Below are 19375 nucleotides of genomic sequence, written 5' to 3'. Positions count from 1 at the left end.
CTCTTTTCCGGGAGGGTACGTAAGCGATAAGGAGATGAATTTCTCCGATCGGTGCCCGTTGGCATGGGTGGCGCTCCTCCGGGGGTACCAGCGGACGCCTTCCTGAATAGACAAACATTTATTGAAGGGATGCGTAGCTCAATGAACACACTCCTGATAATCGCTGGCGTAATTGCGATCATCTTGCTTCTCGTCGGTGGATTTAACCAAGCCCTCAGTTTCCTGCTGTGGGTAGGAATTATCCTGCTGGTGCTGGCCCTCATTGGATGGGTGCTGGGCCGGGGCCGGTCTCGCGTATGACAACTGATCCAAGCGAAGTTGCCGGCTACGCCCAGGTTCGCGACGGAACAACTACGCCCGGGCGCCCCCTTCCCAGGGACCCGGACGTGCCCGGAACCGGTGGGCAGGTGCCGGTCAGCGACGGTCCCGAGGAAGCTCCAGAGGATGCCGTTGATGCCGGACCCAGCGAATCAGCAAATCCGCCGGGACCGGCAGAGGAAAAGGATGAGAAAACCGCGGATAATCGCGGTTTGACCACCGAAACCAATCCCACGGACTGACAGTGGGCTTTTGCGGCCGCGGGCGGAAGAAATTCCGGCTGCGGCCGCACTCGTAATCAGTGACTGCGGCGGGGTGCAGCCAACTCAGCGATTGAGGTTGATATGCGGTTCGGTTCAATCATCGGGCTTCTGGTAGTGGTGTGGCTGGTTATTGGAGCGGTGGCTGCCGGCCAGCGGGGTTACTACAGCGACCCGCCCGCGCAATGCTCGCAGTTTGCAACCATTGCGCTCAACATCGTCGCGGGTCCACTGAATTACACCGGCCTGAATCCCCAAGGCGGGTGTGAGATTCCGAAGCCGTCATGACCCGAAGCCGGAAGCTCCTGGCAGCAACCCTGGCCGCCTTGGTCTTCCTGGGCGGACTGCTTTCCGGGTGCGCCCAAAGCCCTTCAGCGGACTCCCTTAAAGGCCCCGCCAAGGAAGCCGCCTCCGCTGTCCGGACCGCTTCCCTTACGGTGGACCTCAGGCTCCAAGAACGCGCGACGGCGGCGGCGGCGACTACCACTGCGGACGACATGCTCAAGGGCATGCAATCCGCCACCGATCAGCTGGAACATTTCGGCGCGAAAACGCAGGATGAACAGTCGCTGCGGGACAGTATGCTGGCAATCTTCTCCACCATCTCCCGGTCTCTCCTCCACGCCAGGGACGCCCTCGCCGCACCCACCTCAGCACCCGGCGGCGGAACCGACCTCGCCGGAATTGCACAGCTCCCTGCGGTCCAGGGTGAGCTCCGGGCGGCCACTGAACAACTTGACGAACTCATGACCAAGGCCGGCATCCAGTGAAACGGCTCCTCGGTGTTGCACTCGGCATCCTGACAGCGATCGGGGGCTTTGTCGACATCGGGGACCTTGTGACCAACGCTGTGGTTGGCTCCCGATTCGGCCTCTCACTCGCATGGGTTGTTCTTGTGGGTGTGGTGGGTATCTGCCTGTTCGCCAATATGTCCGGACGGGTTGCCGCCGTCTCTGGACGGGCCACCTTTGAAGTGATCCGGGAACGCATGGGTGCGAGGGCGGGCCTTGCCAATCTCACCGCATCCTTCCTGATCAACCTCATGACTGTCACTGCGGAGATCGGCGGAATTGCCCTTGCCCTCCAGCTGGCCAGCGGCGTTTCCTACATGCTGTGGGTTCCGTTCGCCCTGATCGCGGTATGGCTGGTGATTTGGCGGGTGAAGTTCAGCATCATGGAAAACGTGACAGGACTTGTGGGCCTGTCCCTGGTGGTCTTCGCCGTGGCGCTCTTCCTGCTCAAACCGGACTGGGGTTCGCTGGCCTCCCAGGCGCTGCATCCTTCAGTCCCGTCAGAGGAGGGCCCGGGGACGTACTGGTACTACGCGATCGCCCTGTTTGGAGCGGCCATGACGCCCTACGAAGTGTTCTTCTTCTCCTCCGGTGCCGTGGAGGAACGCTGGAAGGTCAAGGACTTGGTGCAATCACGGATCAACGTCCTGTTGGGCTTCCCGCTGGGAGGTTTCCTGTCCCTCGCCATCGCGGCGTGCGCCGCCGTCGTCCTCCTGCCGGCCGGCATCAGCGTGACGACGCTGTCGCAGGTGGCCCTGCCGGTGATCCAGGCGGGCGGTCAACTGGCTCTGGCTGTCCTGATCCTCGGCGTTGTCGCCGCGACTTTCGGTGCTGCGCTGGAAACGACCCTGTCCAGCGGATACACGCTGGCCCAGTTCTTCGGTTGGTCTTGGGGTAAGTTCCGGCGCCCGGCGGAGGCGGCCCGCTTCCACGTGGCCATGATCGTGGTCCTGCTGGCGGGTGTCGCTGTCCTGGCCACCGGTGTGGACCCTATCCTGGTCACCGAATATTCCGTGGTGTTTTCCGCGATAGCGCTGCCGCTGACCTACCTGCCCATCCTGATCGTGGCGAACGATCCCCAGTATATGGGCAAGCACGTCAACGGCCGGGCTGTGAACATTGTGGCCTTCGTTTACCTGGTCATCATCTTGGTGGCCTCTGTGGCGGCCATCCCCCTCATGATTGCGACGGGAGCAGGGGCATGAGAAAAGCGAAACCGCTCCCGGCTCAGGACATCAAGCCCGCGCCGCGCCAGGCCGGCTTGGTGCTGGATGCCCAGCTGCACTTGCTGGACCGGCAAATACTGGACGTCGACGGCGTACCCGTCACCACGGTTGACGACGTGGAGTTGAGCGGCCCCGCACCTGGAGAACCCATCCCCGAAGGAACCGAGGCGCCCCACATCACCGCCTTGCTGACCGGAGCCGTCCTCGGGACGCGCATCTTTGGCGGCAGGCCGCCGTCGAGCAGGTTCATCAGGATCCCGTGGGAAGTGGTGGCTGGCGTGGACACGGTAGTGTCCTTGGGTGTCCGGGCCAATTCGCTCGATGCTTCCTGGCTTGAGCGCTGGATGCGCGACCAGATCATCGCCAAAATTCCTGGAGGCCGGCATGATCCTGAATGACCTTTTGGGTACAGATGTCGTGGACAGCACCGGCCAGCGGTTGGGTGAGGTGTCGGACGTCCGGTTTGCCCTGGACGCTGCTCCGGCGCAGCTTCTGAGCCGGGCCCGGATGGTGGGCGTCGTGGTCTGTCCCAGGACGGCCACATCGTTCCTTGGGTATGAACGGATGGACGTGAACCAGCCTTGGCCCCTAGCCCAGCTGCTGAGGTGGCGGCATCGGGGATCGTTCCTGGTGTTGTGGGAGGACATCGCGGTGATGGGTCCCGACGGCGTGAGGCTGCGCTCCGAGTTCACGGCGTACGAATCAACATTGCCAAGGTAGCCGCTGTTTGCAAATGCTAAGTTTGCTGATTAGTTTGGTAGTAGGGCATGGACATGCCATAGAACGCCCTTAGGGGTTCGAAGAGTTCCATATACACGTTCACCGCTTTTGGAAAGGACAGGTCGCATGGACAAGCAGAACGCCACACCGGAAGAGGAAGTGGGCGGCTACGGCACTCCCACCGCGGAGCAGGAAGCCGGCGGTGGCCAAGCGCAGCCCCGGGTGGAGGAAGACCTCTCCGAAGCCGGTCTCAGCCAGGACAGCCCCGACGGCGAAACGTTCGCCACCGGTGCGCCGAACCTCAGCCACTTGGACCCCGAAGACTCGGACAGCTCAGGGGAGCCGGGCGCTGGTCGCTTCGGCGGGACTGAAGACCAGTCGCACGCCGAGCAGTCCTTGCAGCCGGACGGCAACGACGATGACCTGCCGGACGGCAGCGGCAACGACCTCCCCCAAGAGGAGTCTCCGAATGACGATGACGAAGAAGATTTCGACGCCGGCTAAAAACTCCAGCTGGCGCGCTTAAGCAGGCGCGCCTCCGGTTAAGCAGCCAGCCGGCTGGCGTGCCACTGGCACAACCCGCAATAAAGCACCCGAGACGCGATCGAAGGAGCAAAACCTATGGCCACCGTAAACAAGTCAATTGAAGTAGACGTCCCCGTATCCGTCGCCTACAACCAATGGACACAGTTCGAGACGTTCCCCGAGTTCATGAACGGGGTGGACGCTGTTGAGCAGATCGACGAAACGGGCCTCCACTTCTCAACCAACGTGGGCGGGGTAAAGCGCGAGTACAACGCGCAGATCGTGGAACAGGTCCCGGACACCTTGGTCAGCTGGGCCAGCGTGGACGGCCCCCGCAACGGCGGCACGGTGAGCTTCGAGTCGCTCGAACCTGCCAGGACCCGGGTCTCGGTCGAGATCGTGTGGGAGCCGGAGAGCCTGGCGGAGAAGGCCGGCTCAGCGCTCGGCGCGGACAGCCTGCGTGTGGGCGCCGACTTGGACAAGTTCAAGAAGTTCATCGAAGCGCAAGGGCACGAAACCGGTGCTTGGCGCGGCACGGTAACCGGCGGCGACGTTGACGACACCGGCGCCGGACCCGCGGACTCAGCCCCGTCGCGTCCACCCAGCATCTAGCGCGGCGCCGCCCGCTGATTCACACTGGATACAGCACCAATAGATAGCTCCATCGAGGGCCGGCACCGTCACGGGCCGGCCCTCGTGGCATACCCGGAACTGAAACCGCAGAGGAGAACAGACCGCCATGGCAACGTCGGGGAACATTGAGTCTGAGCGGAAATTTGATGCCGACGCCTCCACTCCGCTTCCCGACCTCCAAGGCATGGAGGGGGTCGCCCGGGTGGGTGAGCCAGCGGTCCATCAGCTCGAAGCCGTCTACTTCGACACCAAGCAACTGGCACTCGCTGCCCGCGGGATCACGCTGCGCCGACGTTCCGGTGGTACCGACGCCGGCTGGCACCTGAAACTTCCGCATAGCCCGGGCAACAGGACGGAAGTCCAGGCCCCACTGGGCTCCGTGGATTCCGTTCCCGATGAACTCCTGGAACGCGTCCTTGCCTACACCCGCGGTCGGCCGCTGGCGGCGATCGCCACATTGAATACCGAACGCACCAGCTTCGCCCTCTACGGTGACGACGGCGGACGACTTGCCGATTTCGTCGACGACCAGGTGCGTGCCCTCGTAACCATCGATGGGCCGCGTGAGTCCCGCTGGCGCGAGTGGGAGCTCGAACTGGCGGCGAAGGACGGGCAAGACGATGCATTGCTGGAGGCTCTCGCCGGACAGTTGGCGGACGCCGGAGCCGTGCCCAGCAAGCGTGCCTCCAAGTTGGCCACGGCCCTGGGCGATTCATGGCCGCCGCCCCGGAAAGCAGCTGGGCATTCTTCCAGCGGCAAGGCCCCGGCCGTAACTCCGGTGCTGGAGTACCTGGAGTCGCAAATCGCTGACCTGCTTCTCCAGGACGCGCACGTCCGGCAGGACCGGGACGACGCCGTGCATCAAATGCGCTCCCTGATCCGGCGGATCCGTTCGGTGCTGCACACCTACAGAAAGCTCTTCGATCCAGCGGCAGTGGAAGGGCTTGAATCTGAACTGAAGTCCTTGGCCGAAACGCTGGGCCGCTACCGGGATGCGGAGGTCCTGCACGAACGGCTTCGCGCGTCCCTGGACGAGTTGCCGGCGAAGCTGGTGCTGGGTCCGGTGCATGACGAACTCGACCAGCGCATGCAGGTCAGGTTGGACACGGCGTTGTCGGCCATCCGGGAGCGATTGGACAGTGCGCGTTACTACAAGCTGCTGGAACGGCTCGAGGAGTTCACCCAAGCCCCACCCACCACCCTCAAGGGGAGCCGTCCGGCCGGCAAAACGACCGCCAAGCTCGTCAACAAGGCCGCCCAACGGCTCGGCAAACGCCATGACGCCGCGGTGGGTGCCGCCGTCGGGCCCCAACGCGACAAGGCTTTCCATGAGGTCCGGAAGGCAGCCAAGAAGCTGCGTTTCGCCGCCGCGGCTGTAGGAAGCGTGCACGGCAAGCGCGCCGGCAGGATTGAGGACGCGGCCCACAAGGTGCAGTCGATCCTGGGGGAGCACCAGGACAGTGCCATGGCCCGCGAAGAGCTGCTGAAACTGGGCTCGGCGTCGGACGTCGGGAACGCGGCGTTCACCTACGGGGTGCTTCATGCGCAGGAGCGCAGTGCGGCAGATGCGACAGAGCTCCAGTACCTGCAGAGCGGCAAGAAAGCGCGAAAACTACGACTCAAGCCCTGACACAGCATTGACCCTAGTTGCCCGCGGCAACCAGACGTAAACTGGCCTTCGGTTCATACAGCGTCTGCTTGGAGATCTCATGCTTTGGAAGGTCCTTGTCCGGTTCCTGCGGCCGCATCAGCGGCTGTTGATTGCCGTCGTCGTCTTCCAGTTGGCGCAGTCCATCGCCTCCCTGTACCTGCCCACACTCAACGCGGACATCATCGATAACGGTGTGGCCACCGGCGATACCGACTACATCCTGCGCATGGGCGGGCTCATGCTGCTGATTACCCTGCTGCAGATAGCGTGTGCCGTGGTGGCCGTGTACTTCGGCGCCAAAGCGGCCATGGGGATGGGGCGCGACGTCCGCGACGCGATCTTCAGCCGGGTCGGCGAGTTTTCCGAGCAGGAGGTCACCAGGTTCGGTGCGCCATCCCTGATCACACGCTCCACCAACGACGTCCAGCAGATCCAGCAACTGGTCCTTATGTCCTGCACCCTGATGGTCGCGGCGCCCATGCTCAGCATCGGCGGGGTGATCATGGCCGTGCGACAGGACGCGCAACTGTCCTGGCTGATTGCGGTCTGCGTCCCTGTCCTGCTGGTGGCGGTCGGCCTGATCGTGACGCGGATGGTGCCGCTGTTCCGCAAAATGCAGGTGAGGATCGACGCCGTCAACCGCGTCCTGCGCGAGCAGCTCACCGGTATCCGGGTGGTCCGGGCGTTCGTGCGCGAAGACATGGAGACAGCCCGTTTCGGTAAAGCCAACGACGACGTCACTGACGTAGCGCTGCGGGCGGGCCGTCTCATGGCGCTCATGTTCCCTGTAGTCATGCTGGTCATGAACGTCTCCAGCGTTGCGGTGATCTGGTTCGGCTCCTTCAGGATCGAGGACGGGTCCATGCAAGTGGGGACCCTGATCGCGTTCCTGAGCTACCTGATGCAGATCCTCATGTCCGTCATGATGGCCACGTTCATGGCCGTGATGATTCCCCGGGCGTCCGTTTCCGCCGACCGGATCGGTGAGGTGCTCGATACCCCCTCCAGCGTCCAGCCGCCGTCGAACCCGGTAGCCGCCGGCATCCGCCGGGGCGAGCTGGCCATGCACGACGTCGGATTCGCCTACCCGGGTGCCGAGCAACCTGTACTGAGCGGCGTCACTTTCACCGCCGCCGCAGGGCAGACCACCGCGATCATCGGCAGCACCGGTGCCGGTAAAACCACTCTGGTGAACCTTATGCCGCGCCTGTTCGACGCCACCAGCGGATCCGTGGAAATGGACGGCGTTGACGTCCGGGACCTGCACCCCGACAAACTATGGGGCCACATCGGCCTGGTGCCGCAACGGCCGTACCTGTTCTCCGGAACGGTCCGCAGCAACCTCCAATACGGCAAGCCCGACGCTACCGAGGAAGAGATGTGGCAGGCACTGTCCGTGGCCCAGGCGCGGGACTTCGTCGAAGAAATGGAAGGTGGCCTCGACGCAGCCATCTCCCAGGGCGGCACCAACGTCTCGGGCGGGCAGCGCCAGCGGCTCGCGATTGCGCGGGCCTTGGTGAAGCAGCCGGAACTGTACATTTTTGATGATTCGTTCTCCTCGCTGGACACCGCAACGGACGCCCGGCTGCGGCAGGCACTCAAACGGCACACCAACGGAGCCACCCTGGTGATCATCGCCCAACGCGTGTCCAGCATCGCCGACGCGGACCAGATCCTGGTGCTCGACGACGGCAGGATCGTGGGGCAGGGAACGCACGATGAGTTGCTGGAGTCCTCCGAAACCTACCGCGAAATCGTGTCGTCCCAGCTCGCATCGGAGGAAGCAGCATGAGCACGGCCACCCGGGGACCCCAACGGCCCGCCATGGGTCCAGGACGCGGCGGACCCTTCGCCGGGATGAACGTCCCGGCCGAGAAAGCATCCAACTTCGGCGCCTCCGCCCGGCGCCTGCTGGGAACCCTCCATCCGGAGCGGTTCTGGCTGACCCTGGTCCTGGTGTTCGCCGTGGTCAGCGTTGCGCTGTCCGTGATCGGGCCCCGGCTGCTTGGCGAAGGCACCAACCTGATCTTTGCCGGCGTCGTCTCCAAACAGCTGCCCGCAGGCGTCACCAAAGCCGAGGTGATCGACAGGCTCCGCGCCTCAGGCGAGGGCAGCAAAGCCGACATGCTCAGTGCCATGACCCTCACACCCGGCGTCGGAATCGACTTCGGCGCGCTGTCCTCCGTGCTGCTCTGGGCGCTGGCCTTGTATGTCCTGGCCTCCGCGTTCGGTTGGATGCAGGCGTACGTCCTCAACGGCGTCGTCCAGCGCACCGTCTACCGGCTGCGTGAGCGGATAGAAGCCAAAATCCACCGACTGCCGCTCCGGTACTTCGACTCCATCCAACGCGGCGAGCTACTCAGCCGGGTGACCAATGATGTGGACAACATCTCCCAAAGCCTGCAGCAATCCATCAGCCAGGTTGTATCGTCCCTGCTCACCGTGTTGGGCGTGCTGGTGATGATGTTCATCCTCTCGCCACTGCTGGCGCTGATCGCCCTGGTGACCATCCCCCTGACCCTGGGCATCACCATGCTGATCGCCAAACGGTCCCAGAAAATGTTCGTGGCCCAGTGGAAAAACACCGGCGAACTCAACGGCCAGATCGAGGAAACCTACACCGGCCACGCGTTGGTGAAGGTGTTCGGGCGGCAGAACGAGGTCCAGGAGAAGTTCCGCGCGAAGAACGCGGAGCTGTACCAGGCCAGCTTCGGGGCGCAGTTCGTGAGTGGGCTGATCATGCCGGCCATGACATTCATCGGCAACCTCGTCTATGTGGGTATCGCCGTGGTGGGAGGCCTGCAGGTCGCCTCCGGTGCCATGCAACTGGGCGATGTGCAGGCGTTCATCCAGTACTCGCGGCAGTTCACCATGCCGCTGGCCCAGCTCGGATCCATGGCCAACATGCTCCAATCCGGGGTCGCATCCGCCGAACGCGTCTTCAACCTGCTCGATGAAAAGGAGGAGTCCGAAGAGCCGGCAGCTACCGCAACCGGTCCCTCCCGCGGCCGGCTCGTGTTCGAGAACGTGTCCTTCCGCTACTCGCCGGACAAGCCGCTGATCACGGACCTCAGCCTGGTCGCCGAGCCGGGGCAGAGCATTGCGATCGTTGGGCCCACGGGTGCCGGCAAGACAACGCTGGTGAACCTCATGATGCGGTTCTACGACCTCGACGGCGGCCGGATCACCTTGGACGGCGTGGACATCGCGTCCCTGTCACGGCAGGAACTGCGCTCGCGGATGGGCATGGTGCTGCAGGATACGTGGCTGTTTGGCGGGACCCTCCGGGACAACATCGCCTACGGGCGGCCCACAGCTTCCGAATCCGAGATTGTTGAAGCCGCACAGGCAACCTATGTCGACCGCTTCGTGCGGTCGCTCCCGGAAGGTTACGACACCCTGCTCGACGACGAGGGCGGCAATGTGTCGGCAGGTGAGAAGCAGTTGCTGACCATCGCGCGTGCTTTCCTTTCCCGTCCGTCCGTGCTGATCCTGGATGAAGCAACCAGCTCCGTTGATACGCGGACCGAGGTGTTGGTGCAAAAGGCCATGAACGCGCTGCGCTCGGACCGTACCAGCTTTGTAATCGCGCACCGGCTTTCCACTATCCGCGACGCAGACCTCATCCTGGTCATGGAGGCCGGGCAGATCGTGGAGCAGGGGACGCACTCGGAGCTGTTGGCCGCCGGGGGAGCGTACTCCAGGCTGTACGAGGCACAGTTCGCAGCACCGGCCGCCGAAGTTTAGGGCCCTTGGGGGCAGCGGCTCAGCCCCGTTGTCGGGCCAGCGCGTAGGACGGTTCGCGGAGGCGTCGTGTCCAGTCGTACGTTCCTGCACCGGGGAGGGGGTTGAGGACGGGATCGAAACGCTCGTCCGAATCCTGACCGTCGGCCACGGTGAGCGTCAACGTCCCAAAGCGGCACCAAGGACCCAACGGGCTGGCGTGATGGAGTTCCAGTGTCCACGGCCCACGTCCAAGAGCGGCACGGAACGCCCGGGGTTCAACGGGCAATTGCCCAGGTCCTTCAATGGTGCGTGCTGCTATCAGAACGGGTCCGGAGTCCGATTTGTAGGGCATCATGCTGGAGAACACGGCGGATGCGGCGTTGCGTCGGAGCCGGAGGATGAACCTGCCGATTCCTGTGGGACCGGTGGTAGCCAGCAACATGTCGGCCTGCTTGCCCTGTTCCGTGAAGCGTATGGCCAGGCCAATGATGTCCGGCAGGGCGTCGGGCAATCCGATCGAGCGCGAAAGCCGCGCATTCACCGGGTTGGTCCCTGAATCGTCCAGCCACGGGATGCCAGACGGCCTGCGGTGCCCTGGATCCCGCTTCAGCGTTCCCACCAGGTGGATGCCCGTCGGATGGATGGGGCGGTGCGGGCGGGTGACCTTGATGGCCCGGAAGAGACCGGCAAAGGTGGCCCCGGCCATTCCTTGTGCCCTGCTGCTCAATGTACCCATCTGATCACCCTATGCGGGACACACCCGGAAAGACAGCAACCTGATGAATGGGTGGATTGATTCCTAGGGCAGGCGTGAGGGGCGGAGCACGTTTGCTTCGCCGGCCTTGGCTGGGTCCAGGGGAACCGGGCTCACCAGAGTGGCTGGGCCCTTATTCAGCAGTCCACCCGAAATGATCTGGCATCGCACGCCGCCGCGGCCCCGCATCGCTTTGTGGGCGCCGGGAGCAAGCATTTGGTCCATCCATGCGCACGGGTGGGCTGGGCGGCCCGCCTTCAACCGCACCGCATCGTCCCCGGACTCCAGGGTGAATTCGTGTCCGAGCAAGGGCGCCAGCTCGGCACCCCTGAGGACAACATTGCGGCGCGTCAGCAACGGGTCAAAAGGCCCGGCGTCGAGTTCGTCCGCGATTGCCTCCAACGCCTCTACTGAGAAGAGCGTGACTGCTGCGTCCATGTGGGCGGCCTTGCCGAAGAACCTGTCCCCAACAATTCCCTTGCCGGTGACCAGTTCCGCGTGGTGGGCATCCGTGGTGGGGACATCCGCAGCCCCCTCCCGGGCACGACCAAAGTAGGCATGCGCCGGCGACACCAATAGGTGCAGAACCTCGACGTCGTACCTGTATTCAGTGGCCATCCCTTAACGCTAGCCGACTGACCAACGCATCAACGATGGGCAGCTGCCCTTTGACCAGCTTGGTCCGGGCCGTGGCTTCATCAAACCAACGTGCGTCATCAATTTCGGGGAATTCCTTGATGGCCCCTGAGCCTTTTGGCCACTCCATGGGGAAGGTGTTGCTGACAATTGTGTCCGGCTGGAATTCCCTGGCTTCGGCGGCGAAAGCGGTGATGAGTTTGCCGGAGGGCTGCCGGAAAACCCCCAATAATTCGTAGTCCACGGATGGGGGAGGGGAGCCAATTTCCTCCAGAAATTCCCGTTTCGCTGCGTCCAGGGCGTCTTCATCGTCAGTGAATTCGCCCTTGGGAATGGACCACGCGTGCTGGTCTTTCCGTGACCAGAATGGGCCGCCCATGTGGGCTATCCATAGTTCCAACGGACCAGATGGAGGCTGCCGGTAAAGAAGTATGCCTGCGCTGCGAATTGCCATGTTTTCCTTCGAACCATCCAGGACGTCCAAGGTCAGGAACCGAGCCTACCGGATGCGTTGCCCTAGAGGATTGCTGCATCAACGCCCGTCTGCCCGGAGCTGCTGGATCGCCCTGCCGTAGTCCGCTACGCCCACCTCCCTTCCGGCGTGGCCCTCGCCCCGGAAGAGGTCCTCTTCGAAACCGAACAGGAACATGCTCATCCCGCACTCCGCGGCGTACTCGGGCGCCAGCCGCAACTGATCGGCAAGGCTGTGGGAGAGCGGGGAACCCCCAGTGAAGGGCGCATCTGGAGGGCCGGGATTTTCGCCGACCAACCCGAGCCCGGAGCGCCTCGCCAATGCACTGGTGTATCTGTGGGACGACCATTCAGAGACGTCATCCTGGACCACTCTGGTTTGGTCATCCGGGCGGCAGTGGTCCTGCGGGGGATCGGCTGCCCCTGCCACCACATCAGAGACGTCGTCCAGACCAGTGAAGTCAATAGCCAGTCCGGGCAACGCTGCCAACACCGCGAACTGGGCAACGTAATCAAGGCCGCGTTCCAGGGCACCATCCGGGTTGGCGCGGCCATCGAGGCGTCCCTCCGCCGCTTTCCCGACGTCGGCAGGCAAGGCGCCCCGGCCGGCCACCGGAACGTGAACCAGCCCTTGGTAGCCGAGCTTCCGCAACTCGCCCACCTGCCAAACCACCGCATCCACAGCTGATCCCGTGTACCAGTCCCACCAGTTCCGGACCTGCTCAGGCGTTACCAATCGTCCGTTCCACGATCGGGAGCCCGGAACCCAACCTGGCATGGGCGACCGTGCCGCGCCTTCGGCCAGTCCGATCCCGCGTTGGGGAGCGTCACCAAAGGCCCAATACTCGCGTTCATTTCCGCCATCCTCGGGTCCCGGATATCCCAGCTCACCGCTGGCATCCGTACCAACCCTTATGGCCGTGAAGTGCTCTAGCCCGAGATCCGATGCGACGCGGGCCAGATATTTTTGGGCGGCATCCCGGGTTGCAGCGCTGAAGATCAGCTCCGCTCCGCCGTGGCGGGCTACGCCTCCGGAGCTGCCCTTCAGGACACCGCCGGTCAACCGCCGGACCCAGTTCGGCGCATAGTGAAGGCCCGGTGACAGGATCACTCCCATTCCGGCCTGGCGGCACGCGTCCAACCGTGCCTGCACCTCAGCGACGTAGCGTGAATCCACCCGGCCTTCCACTGGCTCGTAGCGATCCCAAGCCAGTGGCAGCTCCACTACGGTAACTCCAACCGTCCGAAGCGCGGCCAGACGGTCCGGGGAACAGCTGGAGCCCAGGACGCCGAAAGCCATCGAGGCAGGGCTGACGCGCCCGGTTCCGGCCGAACAGCCAACAGTTGAGCCCAGGATCATCAACGCCAGGAAGGTCAAGAGGCTAACGCGCCTCATGGGTAACCCCCGGTCACCGGTGGCAGCGTCATTCCGCCCGCCACAGCGGCGTCCAGCTTGTCGCGATCCAGTTTCCACACCACCGTGTTCCCGGACGTTGGCCCGGAGAAGGTGAAGACGGGCTGGGCATTCTTCTCTAGCCAGTCCAGGAACGCAGGTGATGCGTAGCCGTACCCTTCGCCCAGTTGCCTGCCTTGCGTCAGGACATACTCCGCGTTCCGGTCATGCAGTGACTGCAAGGACGGCAAAACCTCCCAGCCCTCGTGCGGCAAAAGTGCGAACTCACCCGTGACGGACGTCAGCCCTACTATCGCGGACGGAGGCAGCTCCGTCGTCATGAAGGCCCGCGCACGGACCAGTCCGTCGTCAACCACTGACCTTGCCTGAACACCCAAAAACAGGCCCAGGCCTGTCATGAGGATGACGACGGCGGTTACGGCACCCCGCAGGCGGGGTCGCCACGTCACCACCATGACCGTGGCTACAGGCGTTGAAACCAAGGCCGCCAGCACCACGCAATAGCCGAACTGCTCCTCAGCCGCACCGAAAAACACGGAGTAGACGCCCACCAGGCCGGTGATTAATGAGAACAAGCCAATAATGCGTCGTTCCACCAGCGGCGAGGCGGCGGCCAGCACGCCGGCCACGATGGAAAGTCCAAGAAGCACGTAGCTTGTGCCGAAGCGCCCCAACAGAACCATCAGCCGATCCAGCAGGCCGACACCAGGGACGGCATTGAAGCCGGTCATTTGCACCACGCCGGCCATTCTCAGGACACCCACGGACTTTTGTTCCAGGAACTGGGGGAGCAAACCACCCGCGGTGATCAAGCTCAGATAGATGAGGTACGGAACCACGGAACAACCCACAATCCGCAGTGCAGTCAGCGGAGGAACCGTTCGCCGCCAGAGCACACCGGCCAGCAATGGGACCACGGTGAAAATCGCCGTCATGTCTTTCATGACGATCGCCAGTCCAAAAACCAATCCTGCTGCTGTTTCGAGCCTTAGCCTGGTGTGTGTCCGTTCACGCTTGAGCAGCAGCAGGACCAGGAGCCAGCCGGACAGGACCGCCAGGCCAGTGGGCGTCTCCATCATCAACCGACCGTCCATTCGGAGCACGAAGGGGTCGCTGGCCAGGATGATGCCGGCCACGGTGGCGGGCCCCAGCCCTACCAGACGGCGGACCAGCATGAAGCAGACAACAACGGTGGCCACGCCCAGGAAGGCGTTGAACCAGCGCAGTTGAAGTGCCAGGTCCATGGGATGCCCATCGAGGCCCAGGATCCGGATAACCAAGGCATTGAGTGCGTAGGAGCCGGGAGGATGAAGGAAAAAGGGAGAGCCGGAAGTTGAAGGTACCTGTCCAGCCGCAAGTTGCCTGGCCAGATCGGCGTATGTCACCTCGTCGATGAAGACGTCGTTGGCCCGCTCGACTCCTGTCACTCGGAATACCAGGGCAAGCAGACCCACCAGCCCGGCAAACCACACAGGATGCCGGGCGAGCTTAGAGCTCCAGGACTCCTTCCGGATCCGGACCCGCAGCATGGGTGTCCCGGATTGGTCCTGTGCGTTCGTGGGATGCCCGGGAATTATTGTGCTCGAGGTCAGCATGTAGGGGCTTGGGTGTTCCCGATGTGCGGTGTCTTGGCTTCGGCGGAGGACAGCTCACCCGGGGCTGCGTTGGGCAAAACCGGTCCGGGCTCAGCGGTGCCGCTGCGGCTTGTCATTGGATGAGTCTCCGATCGAATGTCCATGTCTTTCTGCGACAAGGCATGTGTCCTGTCACTTGGTTAGTGCAGGCAAACGAGTGATCGTGACGCGGCCGGAGTCGCCCCGGAATGCAGCGCCAGAGGTAGTGCGACGTCCCGCCGTTATCCAATTGATGTAGTAGTGCCGATTTTGCTGGCCCATTTCGCTTCCGACAGGACCCTGCCTAATCGATAATCGAGGAGTTGCACGTTCCTCGGGGGTGGAACGTCACGGCGGCCTCGGGCAATTGCCGGAGGCATTTCTGGGCGCATCAGCAGGAGGACACAGCTATGGCATTGTCAGTGAAGCTCCTTCCACATGGGGGAAGAAAAGCAATGGGATTGGCCGTCATTGCGGCGGTAGGTTTATCGATGTTCACGGGTATGGGCCCCTCAAGTGCCGCGGATACCACGCCGATGGCTGATGATCCCGGGCCGGTGGGCAGTTTTGCGTGGAAGGGATTCAACTGGCAAAAGCGTTTTTGGGGTGGGGCGCCCATGTACAACGCCAGCTGGGACGCCAACAATGTGAGCAATCCTGACGCCAACGGGTACGTCAAACTCTCCATCACCAATCCCACCGGGTCCGCTCCCAAGGGGGCGGAGTTCCAGTCCACCCGTGAAGGATTTGGCTATGGCACCTACAGCACCACGGTGGAAAAGGACGTCAGCGCCCTGCAGAAGGAAGTTGTATGGGGTTGCCTGTTCACGTACGACCCCGCAGCGGAACCCGGGTACACCGAAATCGATCTTTGCGAAGCATCGGCATGGGGTGGCGGAGCGGCTTACGGTGAGAACTGGCCGGTAACGCAGGGGCATGGCTACTGGTTCGATGCCACCAAGCCGCCGGGGCAGGGGAACAACACTGTCACCTTCGATGTCACCAATGCCCCGATTCTCACGCACAGGATGGTGTGGGAACCGGGCAAGATCACTTTTGAGACATTCGCGGGCGAGGGCTATACCGGACCGCTTCTGAAGAGGACTGTCCTCCAGGGATCCACGGTTCCGGTTCCCGCCAAGGAACAGATCCATTTCAACCTTTGGGTGACCGGGGGTGGCGGTGGAAACGCCGCAGCTGTTGCTCCGGAATCCGTCACCATCCGCGATTTCTCCTTTGTCCCGGGCATCCCGCTGACAGCCCCGACTCCCACGGTGACCGGTACGGCAGCGGTGGGTTCAACGTTGACGGCCGCGCCGGGAACGTGGACCACAGGCACCGCATTGACGTATCAGTGGTACAGGAATGGAGTGGCGATTGCAGGCGCCACCAACGCAACCCGCGTCTTGGCTGCGGCAGACCAAGGCACCAAATTGACTGTCCGCGTCACCGGAACCAAAGCCGGGTACGCAACAACAACCAAGGAGTCCGCGCCAACGGCAACAGTTGTCGCAGGCACCCTGGTGGCACCGGTTCCCACCATCACTGGCACGTTGACCGTGGGCTCCACACTGACAGCCAATACGGGCACCTGGACCTCAGGAACCACCCTGACGTACCAGTGGTATCGGTCAGGGGTGGCGATTTCGGGGGCAACGGCTAAAACCTACACGCTGGTGAGCGCTGACCAGGCCGACACGATGAGTGTGAAGGTCACAGGCACCAACCCTGGTTACACCACGGCGGCCAAAACATCCGCCAGCACAGCGGTTGTGGCCTGAGTCTTAAAACAACGGGCCCGCAGTTGTGTCGCGCTGGGGGGAAAGCGACACACCTGCGGGCCTGTTGGGCTTTGGGGAGAAGCGGCTAGGCCTTCTTCTCGGCACGGACTGGGACGATCCTCTTGATGGCGAGGCCCAGGGCGAGCATTGCGAAGGCAGCCAGGGCGAACCAGAACAGATCGCCTGCGCCTGTCATGGCGAGCGTTCCTGAGCCTGTGGCACCTACGAATGCGCCTGCTGCGGGTCCTGCTGGGTTGTTGTACATCTGTGATTACCAAACTTTCTTGCGGTTGAGGGCTGCATCCAGGTAGGCCTTGGCGTGAACGGCCTGGAGGAAGATATCGATGACGGTTTCGTACATGGTGGCGGCCAGCAGCATGTACCTCCAGCCGCGGAAACGCAGTGTGACGATGCGTTCCAGGACGAAGATGCCGGTGACTGCGATCCAGAATGGCTGGAGGTTCAGGCCCATTCCGGTGGTCAAAGCAAAAATGATGGAGCCGAAGTAGGCGATGGTTACTACGACGCCGATCATGGACAGGAACTGCCGGCCCCAGTAAGCGCGCGTTACCTTGGTCCAGCCGTACTGCACGCAGTTCTCCACAGCGCCCCGCTTCCAGCGGAGCCGTTGCGCCCAGAGTTCACGCCAGGTGGGCATGACCTCGGTGACCAGGGTGCAATTGGAGGGCGAAGCGATGCGGTACCCGAGGGTCAGCAGGGCGAAGGAAAGCTCGTTGTCTTCGGTGAGGACGGAGGTGTCGTAGACGCCGCCCTTGCCGTTTCCGGGAGGCAAGGTGCCCGCCAAACGGGCTGCGACCACATCGCGCAACGTCTTGACCCTGAACAGTGCGGCCGTTCCGGTCACCACCAGGCATTTGCCGTGGAGGCGCTTGACGTCCCTTGCGTAGCGGGCGTACTCGTTGCGCTGCAGGTGGCCCACAAAACCGCCGCCGGGACCACCGCTGAACACGCCACCAACGGCGCCGAGCAGATCGTCCTTGAGCAGGTTGGCGGTGGCGTTCTCGATGAAGTCCAGGGCCAGCTGGGAGTCGGCGTCCTGGACCAGCACCAAGTCTTCGGGATCGGCGTCCGGAAGCAATTGGCTGAGTGCGAAGTTCAGGGCACCGGCCTTCTTGTCCTTGTTACCGACGGTTGGCAGGACCTCAACGCCCTGGGCAAGCGCCAAAGTCTCGGTGTCATCGGTGCAGTTATCGGCGACCACGATGATGCGGTCCGGGCGGCGGGTTTGGTTCTTCAGAGATACCAGCGTCTCGGTGATTCCGGCCGATTCGTTGTGGGCCGGGACCAGGACTGTTACTACTCCGCCGGCGGCACGGTGGGATCCGCGCGGTGAGGCATCCGTGTCCGGTGCGTCTGCACGAACCGTGATTTCCGTGAGCATTGTGATCCCTCCGTTCGTTTGTTGAAGCGTTGACTCACTTAGAGTTCCAACGCCAACGCAAGAAATACGCAGGCAAAGCGTCAAGGAAAACTCAAGGTTTGCTCAGGACTTCCAGACGGACTTAAACGCAAGAGGACGACGCCGGCAAGTACCGGCGTCGTCCTCTTGTGTTTTGGTTTGGGCTGCTTAGCGGCTCAAGGCGACCGTAAAGGTTTTCGGTCCGCTAAGGGTTACTGCGATGCCGCAGTTTTCGGCGGCGGCGCGGTGTGAGAGGGACTGGATGGCGGCATCGATGGTGTGGTCGATGGCCGACTTGTCCCAGATTTTCAGCGTGATGGAGTCAGTATGTGTCGTCATTGTCAGTACTTTCACTCAGGCCGTTATCAGCCCCAAGCCTCTTTGCCCGGGGCCGCATCCTCGTCGGTGAGGATTGCTGATTCAGCTTGTAAGGGAACGAATTCCCTCATTCATGGTTCATGTTGCGCACCGCGATTGACAAGCGAATCCGGCCAAGTGTGACCGATTACACGTTGCTCATTACTCCGTGTAACCGGTGCTGGCACTGTGCTCGCGCCAACGGTCAACCTCAGCGCGCATCGCTTCCTCCACGGCGTCGTAGGCATAAACGGCATCCGCTCCTAGCAACAGGAAAGCCGGGGTCTGCTCGGCTTCGACTGCGCTGATGATCACTTGGGCAGCCTTGTCCGGATCGCCCGGCTGGGTGCCGTGGACAGTGTCGTTTTCCTTACGGCGTTTCCCGGCCGTGTCAGCGTAGTCCGCGATTGCCTCGGCCGACTGGGTGAGCGAACGCCCGGCGAAGTCGGTTCGGAATCCACCCGGTTCCACGGCCGTGACGGAGATCCCCAACGGCTGGAGTTCCTTGTGCAGCGAACCCGAGATTCCCTCCAGGGCAGCCTTGGACGCAGAGTAGTACCCCGATCCGGGCGGGCAGATCCGGGCACCAATGGAGGAGATGTTCACGATCGCTCCCGCTCGCCTGGAGCGCATGCCCGGAAGGACAGCCTTGATCATGGCGACCGGGCCGAACAGGTTGGTGTCGAACAGTGTGCGGACGTCGGCGTCGTCGCCCTCTTCGATGGCTGCACGGTAACCGTAGCCGGCGTTGTTGACCAGGACGTCCACGCCGCCGAAACGCTCCGTTGCCTGCTGAACCGCCGCGTCCACCTGGGACTGATCGGTGACGTCGAGCGACACGGCGAGGGCCGTCGTCGGGAATTCCGCGGCCAGGTCCTGCAGCGAATCCGTGTTGCGGGCAGTGACGACGGCGTTATCGCCTTTTGCGAGGACCGCTTGGGCGAGGGCCCTGCCGAGTCCGGTGGAGCAGCCTGTGATGAGCCAGGTAGTCATGATGTTCCTTTTCCTAGGGGACCATTCCATTGGAACGCTACTCCTGGGATTGCGGGAGTGCCCGGCCTTCCGGGTACTGCCGGGGC

At 63.0% G+C, this 19375-nt stretch carries 22 protein-coding genes; 12 read left to right on the top strand and 10 right to left on the bottom strand.

Features of this window, described 5'->3' with window-relative positions; translation table 11 throughout:
* Positions 1–296 precede the first annotated feature (296 nt).
* The 11 genes from LRQ04_RS03080 (at position 297) to LRQ04_RS03030 (ending at position 9871) form a co-directional block, all read left to right on the top strand.
* Complete coding sequence (locus tag LRQ04_RS03080; protein ID WP_235517603.1) at positions 297–560, top strand: hypothetical protein; 264 nt, start codon at positions 297–299, stop codon at positions 558–560.
* A gap of 102 nt (positions 561–662) precedes the next feature.
* Positions 663–866 (top strand): hypothetical protein, encoded by a 204-nt coding sequence (locus LRQ04_RS03075; RefSeq protein ID WP_235517602.1) that lies wholly within the window; start codon positions 663–665, stop codon positions 864–866.
* Positions 863–1348 (top strand): hypothetical protein, encoded by a 486-nt coding sequence (locus tag LRQ04_RS03070; protein WP_235517600.1) that lies wholly within the window; start codon positions 863–865, stop codon positions 1346–1348. Before LRQ04_RS03075 ends, LRQ04_RS03070 begins: the two co-directional genes overlap by 4 nt.
* Positions 1345–2574, top strand: coding sequence for an Nramp family divalent metal transporter (locus LRQ04_RS03065; protein ID WP_235517598.1), 1230 nt, complete (start codon positions 1345–1347; stop codon positions 2572–2574). The genes LRQ04_RS03070 and LRQ04_RS03065 overlap by 4 nt, the downstream gene beginning before the upstream one ends.
* Complete coding sequence (locus LRQ04_RS03060; RefSeq protein WP_235517594.1) at positions 2571–2993, top strand: hypothetical protein; 423 nt, start codon at positions 2571–2573, stop codon at positions 2991–2993. Before LRQ04_RS03065 ends, LRQ04_RS03060 begins: the two co-directional genes overlap by 4 nt.
* Positions 2980–3315: a PRC-barrel domain-containing protein gene (locus tag LRQ04_RS03055; RefSeq protein ID WP_235517593.1), complete on the top strand. Its 336-nt coding sequence runs from the start codon at positions 2980–2982 to the stop codon at positions 3313–3315. Before LRQ04_RS03060 ends, LRQ04_RS03055 begins: the two co-directional genes overlap by 14 nt.
* Before the next feature lie 126 nt (positions 3316–3441).
* Positions 3442–3819, top strand: a complete 378-nt coding sequence (locus tag LRQ04_RS03050; protein WP_235517592.1) for a hypothetical protein — start codon at positions 3442–3444, stop codon at positions 3817–3819.
* Positions 3820–3936: 117 nt separating this feature from the next.
* Positions 3937–4452 (top strand): SRPBCC family protein, encoded by a 516-nt coding sequence (locus LRQ04_RS03045; protein ID WP_235517591.1) that lies wholly within the window; start codon positions 3937–3939, stop codon positions 4450–4452.
* Positions 4453–4579: 127 nt separating this feature from the next.
* The gene (locus LRQ04_RS03040) at positions 4580–6103 is read left to right on the top strand and encodes a CYTH and CHAD domain-containing protein (RefSeq protein ID WP_235517582.1); all 1524 of its coding nucleotides are present in this window, start codon (positions 4580–4582) and stop codon (positions 6101–6103) included.
* Positions 6104–6182: 79 nt separating this feature from the next.
* Positions 6183–7916 carry an ABC transporter ATP-binding protein gene (locus tag LRQ04_RS03035; protein ID WP_235517580.1) on the top strand — a complete coding sequence of 578 codons (1734 nt, stop codon included), beginning with the start codon at positions 6183–6185 and terminating at the stop codon, positions 7914–7916.
* Positions 7913–9871, top strand: coding sequence for an ABC transporter ATP-binding protein (locus LRQ04_RS03030; protein WP_305082597.1), 1959 nt, complete (start codon positions 7913–7915; stop codon positions 9869–9871). Before LRQ04_RS03035 ends, LRQ04_RS03030 begins: the two co-directional genes overlap by 4 nt.
* Positions 9872–9890: 19 nt before the next feature.
* Here LRQ04_RS03030 and LRQ04_RS03025 read toward each other — a convergent pair whose 3' ends face one another.
* The 6 genes from LRQ04_RS03025 to LRQ04_RS20565 all read right to left on the bottom strand — a co-directional run bounded on the left by LRQ04_RS03025 (position 9891) and on the right by LRQ04_RS20565 (position 14836).
* Positions 9891–10586 (bottom strand): hypothetical protein, encoded by a 696-nt coding sequence (locus tag LRQ04_RS03025; protein ID WP_235517578.1) that lies wholly within the window; start codon positions 10584–10586, stop codon positions 9891–9893.
* Between the two features lie 63 nt (positions 10587–10649).
* Complete coding sequence (locus LRQ04_RS03020; protein WP_235517576.1) at positions 10650–11222, bottom strand: MOSC domain-containing protein; 573 nt, start codon at positions 11220–11222, stop codon at positions 10650–10652.
* Positions 11212–11694: an NUDIX domain-containing protein gene (locus LRQ04_RS03015; protein WP_235517575.1), complete on the bottom strand. Its 483-nt coding sequence runs from the start codon at positions 11692–11694 to the stop codon at positions 11212–11214. Before LRQ04_RS03015 ends, LRQ04_RS03020 begins: the two co-directional genes overlap by 11 nt.
* A gap of 78 nt (positions 11695–11772) precedes the next feature.
* Positions 11773–13107 (bottom strand): glycoside hydrolase family 5 protein, encoded by a 1335-nt coding sequence (locus LRQ04_RS03010; RefSeq protein ID WP_235517573.1) that lies wholly within the window; start codon positions 13105–13107, stop codon positions 11773–11775.
* Positions 13104–14720, bottom strand: coding sequence for a glycosyltransferase family 39 protein (locus LRQ04_RS03005; protein ID WP_235517571.1), 1617 nt, complete (start codon positions 14718–14720; stop codon positions 13104–13106). The genes LRQ04_RS03010 and LRQ04_RS03005 overlap by 4 nt, the downstream gene beginning before the upstream one ends.
* Entirely contained in the window at positions 14714–14836 is a 123-nt protein-coding gene (locus LRQ04_RS20565; protein WP_255773709.1) for a hypothetical protein, read from the bottom strand. The genes LRQ04_RS03005 and LRQ04_RS20565 overlap by 7 nt, the downstream gene beginning before the upstream one ends.
* A gap of 357 nt (positions 14837–15193) precedes the next feature.
* Here LRQ04_RS20565 and LRQ04_RS03000 point away from each other — a divergent pair, with 357 nt between their 5' ends.
* Complete coding sequence (locus LRQ04_RS03000) at positions 15194–16519, top strand: hypothetical protein (protein ID WP_235517569.1); 1326 nt, start codon at positions 15194–15196, stop codon at positions 16517–16519.
* Between the two features lie 85 nt (positions 16520–16604).
* On the opposite strand, the gene LRQ04_RS02995 is transcribed toward LRQ04_RS03000, so the two are convergent.
* The 4 genes from LRQ04_RS02995 to LRQ04_RS02980 all read right to left on the bottom strand — a co-directional run bounded on the left by LRQ04_RS02995 (position 16605) and on the right by LRQ04_RS02980 (position 19289).
* Complete coding sequence (locus LRQ04_RS02995; protein ID WP_211713326.1) at positions 16605–16784, bottom strand: hypothetical protein; 180 nt, start codon at positions 16782–16784, stop codon at positions 16605–16607.
* Between the two features lie 6 nt (positions 16785–16790).
* The gene (locus LRQ04_RS02990; protein ID WP_235517567.1) at positions 16791–17921 is read right to left on the bottom strand and encodes a glycosyltransferase family 2 protein; all 1131 of its coding nucleotides are present in this window, start codon (positions 17919–17921) and stop codon (positions 16791–16793) included.
* Positions 17922–18107: 186 nt separating this feature from the next.
* Positions 18108–18278 carry a hypothetical protein gene (locus tag LRQ04_RS02985; RefSeq protein WP_186313584.1) on the bottom strand — a complete coding sequence of 57 codons (171 nt, stop codon included), beginning with the start codon at positions 18276–18278 and terminating at the stop codon, positions 18108–18110.
* Positions 18279–18458: 180 nt separating this feature from the next.
* Positions 18459–19289, bottom strand: coding sequence for an oxidoreductase (locus LRQ04_RS02980; protein ID WP_235517566.1), 831 nt, complete (start codon positions 19287–19289; stop codon positions 18459–18461).
* Between the last annotated feature and the right edge of the window lie 86 nt (positions 19290–19375).

Origin of the sequence: Paenarthrobacter sp. AR 02, assembly GCF_021538675.1 — a bacterium.
GTDB lineage: Bacteria > Actinomycetota > Actinomycetes > Actinomycetales > Micrococcaceae > Arthrobacter.
Note: the sequence above shows the minus strand (reverse complement) of the source record. Positions and strands in the feature narration are given on the sequence as shown.